10 protein-coding genes and 2 pseudogenes are annotated in these 11,747 nt (G+C 46.7%); 6 read left to right on the top strand and 6 right to left on the bottom strand.

What is annotated here, in order from left to right:
* Positions 1-358: pseudogene (locus QT994_RS15355) on the bottom strand (hypothetical protein); the annotation flags it as partial.
* A 47-nt stretch (positions 359-405) separates the two neighbouring features.
* On the opposite strand from QT994_RS15355, the pseudogene QT994_RS15350 reads away from it, so the two are divergent.
* Positions 406-582: pseudogene (locus QT994_RS15350) on the top strand (HNH endonuclease); the annotation flags it as partial.
* Between the two features lie 45 nt (positions 583-627).
* The gene (locus QT994_RS15345; protein WP_333175894.1) at positions 628-819 is read left to right on the top strand and encodes a hypothetical protein; all 192 of its coding nucleotides are present in this window, start codon (positions 628-630) and stop codon (positions 817-819) included.
* A gap of 45 nt (positions 820-864) precedes the next feature.
* Here the strand turns inward: QT994_RS15345 and QT994_RS15340 are convergent, their stop codons facing one another.
* Complete coding sequence (locus QT994_RS15340; protein ID WP_333175892.1) at positions 865-1,296, bottom strand: VOC family protein; 432 nt, start codon at positions 1,294-1,296, stop codon at positions 865-867.
* Between the two features lie 11 nt (positions 1,297-1,307).
* Here QT994_RS15340 and QT994_RS15335 point away from each other — a divergent pair, with 11 nt between their 5' ends.
* Entirely contained in the window at positions 1,308-2,120 is an 813-nt protein-coding gene (locus tag QT994_RS15335; RefSeq protein ID WP_333175891.1) for a TIGR00297 family protein, read from the top strand.
* A gap of 175 nt (positions 2,121-2,295) precedes the next feature.
* On the opposite strand, the gene hetR is transcribed toward QT994_RS15335, so the two are convergent.
* From hetR to QT994_RS15315, 4 genes are all read right to left on the bottom strand, one after another.
* Complete coding sequence (gene hetR / locus QT994_RS15330; protein WP_333044638.1) at positions 2,296-3,201, bottom strand: heterocyst differentiation master regulator HetR; 906 nt, start codon at positions 3,199-3,201, stop codon at positions 2,296-2,298.
* 738 nt (positions 3,202-3,939) lie between these two features.
* Positions 3,940-4,167, bottom strand: coding sequence for a heterocyst-inhibiting protein PatX (gene patX, locus QT994_RS15325; protein WP_333175889.1), 228 nt, complete (start codon positions 4,165-4,167; stop codon positions 3,940-3,942).
* A 406-nt stretch (positions 4,168-4,573) separates the two neighbouring features.
* Positions 4,574-4,804: a heterocyst-inhibiting protein PatX gene (patX, locus tag QT994_RS15320; protein ID WP_333044479.1), complete on the bottom strand. Its 231-nt coding sequence runs from the start codon at positions 4,802-4,804 to the stop codon at positions 4,574-4,576.
* A gap of 96 nt (positions 4,805-4,900) precedes the next feature.
* Positions 4,901-6,703, bottom strand: a complete 1,803-nt coding sequence (locus QT994_RS15315; RefSeq protein ID WP_333175887.1) for an FAD-dependent oxidoreductase — start codon at positions 6,701-6,703, stop codon at positions 4,901-4,903.
* 399 nt (positions 6,704-7,102) lie between these two features.
* Here QT994_RS15315 and cysC point away from each other — a divergent pair, with 399 nt between their 5' ends.
* The 3 genes from cysC to QT994_RS15300 all read left to right on the top strand — a co-directional run bounded on the left by cysC (position 7,103) and on the right by QT994_RS15300 (position 11,731).
* Complete coding sequence (gene cysC / locus QT994_RS15310) at positions 7,103-7,627, top strand: adenylyl-sulfate kinase (protein ID WP_333175885.1); 525 nt, start codon at positions 7,103-7,105, stop codon at positions 7,625-7,627.
* Between the two features lie 37 nt (positions 7,628-7,664).
* Complete coding sequence (locus QT994_RS15305) at positions 7,665-9,263, top strand: SLBB domain-containing protein (protein ID WP_333175883.1); 1,599 nt, start codon at positions 7,665-7,667, stop codon at positions 9,261-9,263.
* A 143-nt stretch (positions 9,264-9,406) separates the two neighbouring features.
* The gene (locus QT994_RS15300; protein WP_333044482.1) at positions 9,407-11,731 is read left to right on the top strand and encodes a polysaccharide biosynthesis tyrosine autokinase; all 2,325 of its coding nucleotides are present in this window, start codon (positions 9,407-9,409) and stop codon (positions 11,729-11,731) included.
* The last annotated feature ends 16 nt before the right edge of the window (positions 11,732-11,747 follow it).

Genomic DNA, 11,747 nt, shown 5'->3' with positions numbered 1-11,747 from the left:
AGACGGATTGCAATTTTTGTGCAGCGGCGGTGACTTTCTCTCCACACTGGGGGCAATTTTTGAGTTGGGCGATGATTGTTTGGTCGGGATGAGGATGTAGTTCTCTTCCCCCTCCTGCTCTTCCTAGGCTTCTTTGTCTTTTTATCCCCTCAATTTTCGATGGCCGAATGTTGGGCTTGAATCCTTTGGACGGTGGAGTGCTGGAATTTTTGCTAGTTTTTTTGGGAGATGGGCTTAGTTTTGGTTGGTCTGTGGTTGCTAACGCTGCGGTTAGTTTTTTGATTTTCTCCCATAGCTCTACTATCAAGGCTTCTTTTGCCTCGTTCGATAGCTGTTTTAGGTCGGGGAGTTTTTCCATTCCTTGATCTAATGTCTATCTTGTCTTCTTGTCAAGGGGGTTGAGCAATTACCCAAAATCAAGTTCGTCAGAGAGCAAACTGTCTGTGTGAATATTGCCATGCTTCCGAACAATGGCAGTATGTAGAGTTTACGATCGAGCACATCATTCCTCTCACTAAAAAAGGGAGTAACAATATTGACAATTTGGCACTAGCGTGCTTTCATTGCAACCGTCAAAAATCCGATAAAACTACAGCAATAGATACCCAGTCGAGTGTAGAAGTACCATTGTTTAATCCCAGACAAGATACCTGGAACGAACATTTTATTTGGTCGGCGGATGGATTATCAATAGTTGGTTTAACTACAATTGGACGAGCTACAGTTACAGCATTAGTCTTAAATCGAGAAAGAGTTATTAATATTCGTACTGCTGACAAAGCTATAGGGCGACATCCACCAGCAGGTGATTTGATTTAATCCGAAAGTTGATATGCTGCAACTGGTTGTTATTTCGCGCAGCAATCAAACAGCATCGCCAACTTCAGCGTATTCGCTGCGACCAAAAATTGCTTCAGCTTCACAATAATACTTGAACTCAAGTATATTGTGGAAAGGGTCTTCTAAGAAGAAAGTACGGTGTTCTGTAGGCAAACCGACAAATCGCCGTCTTGGTTCTTGATAGAAATTTAACTTGTTTTGCTGGGCTTTTTCTAGCAACCCTTCCCAGTCAGATTCGGAAGTAAAAATTAACCCAAAATGCCGGGGATAGATGCCTCGCTGAGGCGTCAAAGGTTCGCGGGTGACGTGGGCGACAATTTGATGGCCACACAGACCCATAATCGCAGAATTGGGCGATTCGCGACCTAGTTCGCAGCCGAGCCCGTCTACGTAGAACGCTTTGGTTTGGGCAATATCGGTCACGGGGAAGGCAAGATGAAATAAGACTTGGTTCATGGAGGTACTCAATGCAGAATTCAGAATTGTTCTTTAATTATTTATCTTGGTCTAATCCTTGGTTGGTGGCGATCGCCCTAAATACAGTTTTACTCGCGATCGCCACCATTGCCCCAAAAAAATTGCTCACTCCCGCTGGTCAATTTCACGGCTGGGTATTGGGTGTCCTCATCTGGGGCTGTTTGGGATGGCAAGGCTATGCTGTGGTGATGTTTTATTTTCTTGTCGGATCGGGAGTTACCCGCATCGGCAAAGCCCAAAAAGAAGCAGAAGGCATAGCCGAAAAGCGTTCAGGCGCCAGAGGCCCAGAAAATGTCTGGGGTTCGGCTTTAACCGCGACTCTTTGCGCTTTGGGAGTTTTGGCATTATCTATTTTAGGAGAGACAGGCAAGATGCCTGTGTCACAAGATGCTATTTCCCTGTTATTGCTGGGTTACGCGGCGAGTTTTTGCACCAAACTTTCCGATACCTGCGCTAGCGAAATCGGCAAAGCTTACGGAAAGCGGACTTTTTTGATTACCAGCTTGCAGCCTGTACCTAGAGGTACCGAAGGGGCCGTAAGTTTGGAAGGAACGATCGCGGGTATTGTCGGCTCAATTCTGATTGGGCTTGTGAGTTGGGCCGTCGGTTTAATTGACTTGACAGGAATTATTTTTTGTGTTGTTGCAGCTTTTATTGCCACGAACATTGAGAGCGTGATTGGGGCGACGGTGCAATCAAAGTTTGAGTGGCTCACGAACGAGGTAGTAAATTTTTTCAATACACTCATAGGAGCGATCGCAGCGATCGTTTTAGCAGCGACCTGGAGAGCTTTTTTAGCTTAGTTAATCCTGGACGCATTCGCAACCCAAGAAACCGGGTTTGTTACGAGAATTCAAGGCCTTAACGCAGTATTTTTCCAGAGAAACCCGGTTTCTGCCTCGCGAGCTATTAGCTATTAATCATTAGTCATTAGTCTCAAGCAATCAACTAATGACTAATGATTAATAGTTAATCAAACTAAGCGTCGTCTTGCGGCCCAAAAACCATTTGTACAATCATCGTCGGTTCGCCCCGCTTATGATAGCGATCGGCCCAATTGCGAATAATTTCATCTAATTCCTCAAGGGCTTGGTCGAGCCGTTCCGGCGGAATATCCAAAGTTTCCATAATTCGCATCACCTTCGGTTGTTTGTCCGCCCAATCCTTCATCAGCCGGAAATATCTAGCCGTATCCTCCACCATAGTAAATGTCCGCTCTTCCTGCTCTGCGGGAGAGTAAGTAGCGCGAGTGAGGGCATAAAACGGCATTCCCCAAGGAGAATCAATACGAGTAACTGTCCCAGAATAGATCAAGCGCCGCTTAATGTGTTCTGCTAGAGCTTCGCTCAAAGGCATTCGCCTTTCTGGAGACATATCTTCTTGCGATCGCCTGTGCAGAAACTCGATCAACTCCATAAACTGAAAAGAATTGATCAGTTGAGCATCAGGCGGATTCGGAGGAATCTTGCCTTCGAGATATTTTTTTTCATCTACAGTCAAATTGTTTCCCGGAATGCGAGGGCGTCCCGGCATCCAACCATACTGTTCCAGCCAGACATAAGGAAACTGAATCAAATACCTAGGTTCTTGGGAACCCAACATTTTCAGCAATTTTCCCTGAGTCAGAGCTTCCCGGACTTCCTCAACAATCACCTTCACCCGTTTAGGCTCAATGTGATGCAAGTGCCCGGTCATCCGCAGGTTGTTGTCCTGCTCCATATAAGTCATATAAATGGCACACTTAGCCGCCGTTGCGGCCGCGTCTAGAAACGCCCCGTGCCTGTGCCCACTGGTTCTCATGGCGCTAAACGCCAGATATAGCATGATCTGATCCATTGCACTAGGGCTGAGGCTTTTGACCAGATCCAAAGAGTCATTTTTCATCACTATCCCCGAAATAGCCAAATTAGGAGGCATTTTGTCATCCTCCATTAAATTATTGCGAGAGCGCCGAATCAAGCATAGCCGACTGTCGCCGGAAAGCTTGCCAGCTACCCTAATATTCAGGTTAGTTAATTTCCCTGAGGTAACAGGGGCAGGGGCTTAAAGGCTATCTACACCGCATAAGTGGTTCTTATTGGTGGCTAATTTAAGTAGATTGCTGCACCCTCTGCGCTGACAGTTTACCTATATATAAGTTAGTTATCGCAAGTTAATTATAGTGCAGCCGTTGAAAATTCAACCCTACCTGCAGCGGGGAGAACGTAAATAACTGTTGCGATCGCAGGAATTTGAGGCGGCCCCGAGCGCAACAGTTCTTAAATACTCCTGGACGGCGACACCAGGTTCGAGCGACGAAAATACGGGGTTGAGGCCCTGGGATATCGGTTGAAAAACCCGACCATCGGAGTCCTGCGGGTAATTCCTATTTCATTGAAACATTTCAATACAAAACCGCCACAGAGGAGAGTCTATCTTTAGGTAGATGGCAGCTCCAAGTTGATATGCACTCATAGTAAGACCAAAAAAATCTCGTCGTAATAACTGTCAACAAAAAGTGCAGTTGCCTGACGAACCCAAAAAATTAGAGTCCCAGAAAATTAGTTTGCTCGATCGACACGGGTGGCGTCGAAACCAGCCTCGAAATAAGTCAGTTGCGGAACTAGGTTTCTGGCAATGCGATTAAAATTGTTGTAGTGACTGAATGTCAGTGCGGGACTCCATAAAATCACGCCGCTGCTGACCTCTGCTGGGAGGGCGCTCTCCTCTTTGTTGAGTTTGCGCTGACAACATATATTGAGCGGTGGCAGTTTCTAGCTGTTCGACTGGGGATTCAACGGATAGAGCGGCGGTAGCACTCAAGCTAAGGCCCAACAGGCTCAATAAAGCAATTGCTGTGTAGTTTTTCATGGGTAGTATCCGTGTCAGTGTCTATTTAGAGATACCGACTTTTCCCTTGCTCATCAGGATTGATTTCCCAGAAATTGCCAGACTATTCAAAAAACATGATGCGAGAATTATTTAACTTTTCAAATTGTGTCACCCACAGTAAATTTTAGTGGTTTAACTTGACTGGGTGAAATGTATCTACAGCCTTGAACATACAAAACCGCCAAATATCGAAAGAGTAAATCTCTTGATAGATGGCGGTTGAAGCTTGAGATGATCATTTTTTACACAGAATAAGTATTCTAATGACTGTCAACAAGAAGTGCAGTTGCCAGACGAAGCTAACTTTCCTAGAATCCCAGAAAATCCGATCGACACTGGTGGCCGAAACCGACTCATTGGTGGAACTCCCTTTCGTCCCATGCCATTAAAATGCTGGTATGTGAGGGGTGTAAAGATGAGGCTGACTGAACTGTCTGCGTCCGCTGCCTCTTTCAGGAGAACGATCGCCTTTTTCTTGTTGAGTTGGCGCCAAGACAATATAATCAGCGGTGGCAATTGCCAGCAGTTCGACTAGGCATTCAAAAGCACTCTGGGCGCTGGCACTCAAGGTAATGCCCAACAGGCTTAGTAAAGCAATTGCAGTGTAGGTGTGCATGGGTAGTATCTGTGTCAGTGTCTATTACCTGATACAGACTTGCCCCGATCAATCAGGATAGATATCTGTGCAATTTTCGGATCTCTGCAAAAAACCTTACGTCTTCAATTCTACTGATCCCGCCAGCAGCCAAGCACCGGCAAAATTCAGCTTGCCCCATACTGTCAAAGGCTTTTCTGTTTCGCAACTGTGTAAAAATCTGTCGGTTTCGGAGTCCAAAGTCACGAGTTGCCAAGTTTGACCGGCTAGAGATTCGGGGCTTGTCAGCGTTAGTGTCCAGTCTTGTTCGCCGAGGCGACGGAAAATGCCCGAAAACTCGCTGTGGGTATTTGCTGTTTGACTGCTTTGTTTTTTTACTGACAAAGGAGATTCGCCGCTGGCGGGATATGCTTCAGGTCGATCGAGATAATAGCGTTGCCAATCGAGCCAGTCCGATCGCCCCCGTGTCAAATTAAATAAAGGAATAACTGCCGCACTCGCCTCCGAATCTTGCAACAAAGCTTCCTGCAAAACCCTCACCGCCAACTCCCGCGGCTGACATCCCGATTCCGCGCACAAAGCCGCCGCCATCCCTGCCGCCTGTCCAATATTCATTACCGTCGGTTGCAAGCGAGTTGCACCGTTAGCGATGTGAGAGACGGAAATATTTTTTTCGCAGACTAGCAAACCGTCTGTACTCTCAGGAATTAGCGCGCTGTAAGGAATGGTAAACGGAGTTCCCGTCCAGCGGCCGCCCCAGCGAATGGATTTTGGCTGCAGAGGAATATCGCCACTGGTGTAGTGGTGGTCGTTGGCATAGTTGCCGATCGCAATTGTTTCACAAATGCCCTCAGAATTTATCGGCAACTTCGCGACTCTTCCGCCGACAATAGGCAAAATATCTTGTTCTCGGATTGTTTGTACTCCTCGCAAGCGCCGACTTTCTCGGTAGTAAGGATGTAAGGCAAAGGAAGAAAGAAGGGAATAATTTTGTTGATTGTCGATCGTTGAAATGGGGAAAATATTCTGTGCTAAGCCGTAGCGGCGGCCGAATTGCGTTTGAATGAAGCGGGCAAAACTTTGAGTATGCCAGAGGCTTTCTTGCAGGAATTCTTGTCGAGATGTTTCAGATTTAATGAGTCGATCGACTCCTTCACCATAATCATTACCTCGAATCGGCCAATTAATCATCAACAATCCACCCGGAAGGCTGCCGTAATTGAGAAATTGCTCAGGAGTGTAACCGTCCCAAGCACCAGTAAATTGATCGGGATTGTCAACAGGCGGCGCGGGAATTTCTGGCCGGGCCGCACCTTTACCAAAATCCTGCATAATTGCCACCCAAGTCGGAGCTTGCACCGGATACTGCTCTGTGAGAGCATTAGAGGCAGCCGGCGCGCTGGGTTCTCCCAACTCGGCTTGAAATTCCCAACCCCAGCGGTGCCCAACTTCCGCTAAAGCCAGCAAATCTCCCAATTCCGTTGCATCCAAAGTGATTTTGGCCGAAACCGTAAAATCTGCAAACCGAACGCCAGCAATGCGAGACCCTTCCATTATCACATCTTGAGCAGTTTGTCCACAAATCCACTCTAAGTTCGGCAAACATTTAACCCAATCAGCGAAAATTTCAGCACCGATGCGGGGATCGTAAGTAAAAAAACTGACCCACCCCCAATCTAAACCTCCCGGCTGTCGCTGCTGGAGATCCCGGAGAAACGCGCCCCACAAACCGGTTTGAAAAGCTGCTAATTCATTGCCATCGGGGGCACAAACGCCAGCGGCAGTCAGCATTCCTCCCAGCCAGGGGAATTCGCTTACTAAAATAGTTTTGGCACCTCGGCGGGCTGCTTGCACGGCTGCAGCGGTACCGCCGGTGCCACCACCGACTACCAAAACATCTGCTTTCAAAACGGAAGACATGGGCAATACCATTTTAGATTTTAGATGGCGAAAGGCTCAGTAAGGCGATCGGTGCCGTTAACCCTGCGGATAGATGTTCGGCGTTTGTCGTTTTGTCATAATGTAAGTTAACCTGTTCTGTTTCGCGCACCATACTGAGAGATGTTCGGTCTTTGCGATCGCAAATTGAATTTTACTGTGTAAAGAGTTGACCAATAATAAATCGGGAATTATGTATGCAGCGAGCGCACAATTTTATTACTAAATGACCGCAGGAGCGATCGCAAATTTTGATTTATCATTTTTTGCGCGCAAATATTGCCCCTATGACACGGCGAATAACGATAATATAAAAAAGGGAACTGCATCTATAAAGTTTTACGTCTTAATGATTTCCCAGTTACTAATTAACGGATGAAAATGGAAAAAGGTTTTATTTTGTGGTTCACCGGGCTGAGCGGTTCCGGCAAGACAACTATCACCAAAGCTCTCGAACCCGAATTGAAGGCCAGAGGTTGCAAAGTTGAAATATTGGATGGAGATGTCGTTCGCACCAACTTGTCAAAAGGCTTGGGATTTAGCCAAGAAGACCGAGATACTAATATTCGGCGGATTGGATTTGTGGCTCACCTGCTGAGCCGCAATGGAGTAGCAGTAATGACCGCAGCTATTAGCCCCTACAGAGCCATTCGCGACGAAATTAGAGCGATGGAGCAAAATTTTGTTGAAGTATATATCACAGCGCCGTTAGAAGTGTGCGAAGATCGCGATGTCAAGGGGCTATACGCTAAGGCCAGAGCCGGAGAAATTAAGGGTTTTACCGGAATTGACGATCCTTATGAAGAACCGCTCAATCCTGAGATTATTTGTTACACAGAGCGAGAAAGTGTGGAAGAGAGTGTTAAGAAAGTTCTGAGCAAGTTAGAAGAGTTGGGTTACATTTGATGGTGGCGGGATAGGAAGCGGATAGGGGCAAAAGGCGATGGCGAGCAAAAACTATTCAAAATTCAATACTGTCAAAGGTTTCACGGTCAAATTTTTAACAGTGTCAGCGGTGGCGGCGGCTTCATCTCCGGCGATGGCCCAGTTTTTGCCTCCTCCTCCTGCTTTGTCTCCTCCTCCTCCTCCTCCTGGTTCTGCTGTTCCCGTACCAGTGCCTCCTGTTCAGGGATTTCCGGCGGTTCCGGCAAGTGCACCTTCAAGTGTACGATCGGAAGTTTACACTTTAGGCGCGGGCGATCGTATTCAAATGGACATCTTCAACGTCCCGGAATACAGCGGCCCCAACGGTCAACACCAAGTACAGGCCGACGGTTCCCTGAGTTTGCCGTTAATTGGCAGCATTTCGGTGTACGGGATGACCCTAGAACAAGCTTCTAATGCTGTTAAAGACAAATACGGCAAATACCTTAAACGTCCTTGGATTACCCTGAAACTGCTGGCGCCACGTCCTTTGCAAATTGCGATCGCGGGCGAAATCAACCGCCCCGGAGCCTATACAATATCCTCAGCAGCAGGCCCCGGAGGCACAGCAGAGCAAATGGGAACTCAAATGCCAACGATATCGCGGGCTCTGCGAATGGCCGGCGGAATTACGCAGTCAGCAGACGTGCGCCAAATCAAAATCCGCCGCCCCCAGCGCAACGCACCGGAAGAAATTATTAGTGTGGATTTGTGGGAATTATTGCAAAACGGCGATTTGCGGGCCGATATGACTTTGCGCGACGGCGATACTATATTTATTCCCACTGTAACTAGCCTCAACCGCCAAGAAGCACCTACTTTAGCAGTAGCTAACATTACCGGACAAAGCACTCAACCAATTAATATTGCTGTGGTGGGCGAAGTAACTCGCCCCGGTACTTATACTTTGGCGAAAGAGGCTCAAAGTAGGGTACAAGAGAATGAAATGGGTGCAAATTCTGGTTTGTTTGCTGCCAGCGAAACCAACGGCGGGGAAACTGTTTTGCAGCAAACTGTAACGAGGGCAATTAAAATGGCCGGCGGTATTACGCCGGTAGCTGATATCAGACAAATACAAGTTCGCCGCCTGACGCGGGCGGGTACGGAACAAATTATTAATGTGAATTTGTGGCAACTTTTGGAAGGGGGAGATGTATCCCAAGATTTAGCCCTGCAACAGGGAGATACGGTAATCGTTCCCAAAGCCGAAAATCTCGATGCAGCCCAAGACGAACAAGTGGCTAATTCTAATTTTTCACCTGATACGATTAAGGTGAACATTGTGGGAGAAGTCGTGAAACCGGGAGCGATTGCGGTGGTTCCCAACACTACTTTAAATCAAGCGCTGGTTGCAGCGGGAGGTTTTAATAAAGCGCGCGCTCAAATGGATTCGGTGGATTTAATTCGCCTCAATCCTAACGGCACAGTTTCCCAGCTAACTGTTAAGGTTAATTTTTCTGCAACAGCCAATGAAGAAACTAATCCCAAACTGCAAAATAATGATGTAATTATGGTAAGGCGATCGGGTCGCGCTACGTTCTCGGATAATGTAGGCGGGACTCTCGCTCCTCTGAGTCCGCTGTTAGGAATATTTCGATTATTCGATATTTTTCGGTAATTTGAATAGAGTAGGATTAAGGTTTCATAAACCCGTTTTCTAGAAAAAGTTTCGCCTTGCTAACAAAATATCTAGAAATCAACCGGATTGCTGAAACTCGGCTACCAATACAGACCTTTAAACTAATAAGTTGTAGAAATCAAATGAAACTAGGGAAACAATCTCAAATAGCACTTTTTAATCATAAAAAAGTTGCCGAGCTGCAAAAAATATCTTCGGGAACTTATGAAGAAGATCAATTTTTAGGCATAAACAAAACGAACCCAGAAGAGTTAAGTTTTTGGGAAGTTTGCCGCAGTCGCTCCATCTTAGTCATTGGTGTAGCAGCGGCAGTAACCACCGGGGTTTTCGCCTGGACGCTCAATCAAAAAAGCGAGTACGAAGGGCGCTTTCAATTATTAGTAGAACCAGCAGTTACACAAAATACTTTAGCCAAAATCTACTCCGGTGAGCTGAAACTGCAACCAGCGGCACCGGCGACCCAAGAAAAGGGCGGTTTTGACTACGAATCCCAAATTGAAGTTTTGCAAAGTCCGCAAGTAATGTCGCCGATTATTAAACAGTTGCAGGCTAAGTATCCCGAAATAAATTACAATTACCTTTTGAACCCAAAAGCCGATAATTTGCCGTTTTCTCAGGAAACCCGGCTGTCAATTAATCGCTTCAAAAACACCAAAATTATCGAAGTTAAATATCGGGATTATGACCCGAAAAAAATTCAGTTTGTTTTGGAAAAAGTGGCGCTAGGCTACCGCAACTACAGCGTGCAAGATACCACAACTCAAATTAGTCAGACTCTGGATTTTGTGAAATCGCAAATTCCCAACCAGCAAAAGCGCCAACAAGCTCTGCAAACAGAAATTCAAAAGTTGCGGCAGCAGTACAATTTTATCGACCCGCAAATTCAAACCCAACAGCTTTCGCAGCAAATCAGCCAACTTCAAGCGCAAAGATTGGACGCGGAAACGCAGCTCAATCAGCAGAGATTGCTCTATTCCAATCTGCAAAATCAGCTCGGACTCAACCAACAGCAAGCGCTGATGGCTTCGGCTCTGAGTCAAGCTCCCCGCTATCAAGCGATGCTGACTCAATTGCAGCAATTAGAAGGACAAATTGCGATTAACTCGGCTACGTTTACAGACCAAACTCCGCAAATGCAATTGTTGCGAGAACAGCGCAAGAACCTGATTCCTTTGTTGAAGAAAGAAGCCCAACAGGTTCTGGGAACGGATTTGGCTAAGGTAAGTTCACAAGTGCTGGCTTTTCAAGATCCGGTGCGGATTAAGTTAATCGAGCAGTTTATCGGTACTGCTAATTTAATTCAGGTGCTGGGTGTGCGGAATCAAGTTTTGGAACAAGCTGCTAAGCAGTTGAATCAATACTCTCAAAAGTTCCCGGTGATTTTGCGGCGCTATTCCGATTTGCAGCGCGAGTTGGATTTAACTAACAATACGCTGAATGGTTTGCTGGCTAAACAGCAAGCTTTGCAGCTTGAATCTGTGGGCAAAAAAGAGGTGGCTTGGGAAGTTATTGCTAAGCCGGAAATTCCGCGTTACAAAAATGGCGAGTTGATGGCTGTTGCTCCGATTATGCCTTTGAATTTGGCTTTGGGGGGATTGGCTGGTTTGCTGTTTGGTATGCTGGCGGCGCAGTTGGCGGAACGGTTTAACAATAAAACGGTGTTCCAAACTCCGGAAGATGTCAAACATTCGATTCGCCTGCCTTTGTTGGGGGTGATTCCTGCTAGCGATAAAATTTTGAGACTTCCTCCTGCTGAGACAAGCGCGGTGGATGTGGCAATTTCGCCGATGCCGACGGATGCTTTTCAAGAAGCTTTTCGATCGCTCAATGCGAATATTCGCTTACTCAACCTTGAGACTCCGATCAATTCTTGTGTAATTACTTCTTGTCAAGTAGCTGACGGCAAGTCTACTGTTGCAGTCAATCTGGCGCGGGCGGCGGCTGCAATGGGCCAGCAAGTGCTGTTAGTGGATGCCGATTTGCGGCGCCCGCAGGTACACGAAATGCTGGGTTTACCAAATTGGCAAGGCTTACACAATGTGATTGCTGAGGATGTGGATGTGCAAGAGGTGATTTTGCGATCGCCCCGCGATGAAAATTTGTTTGTGTTAACTTCCGGCCCGGTTCCTCTCGATCCCACAAAGGTGCTTTCTTCCCGCAAAATGCAGCATTTAATGGCAGCTTTGTCAAGTCATTTTGACTTAGTTATTTACGATACTGCGCCGCTTTTAGGTTTGGCGGATGCGAATTTGTTGGCGGCTCACACTAACGGATTGATGCTGGTAGTAGGGCTGCATCAAACTGAGCGGGAGGCGCTGTTGTTGGCTTTTGAAGACTTAAAAATGGCGGGAATTCCGCTGTTGGGAATGGTGGCGAATAACGATAAAGGCAGCAGGTATTACTATCAGTCTTACGTGCAGGATTACGTCCAGGAACAGTCTGTTTGAGGGAGAGGAATTGAGA

It is taken from the genome of Microcoleus sp. S13_B4, from assembly GCF_036700885.1.
GTDB lineage: Bacteria > Cyanobacteriota > Cyanobacteriia > Cyanobacteriales > Microcoleaceae > Microcoleus.
This window is presented reverse-complemented; position numbering and strand designations above follow the sequence as displayed.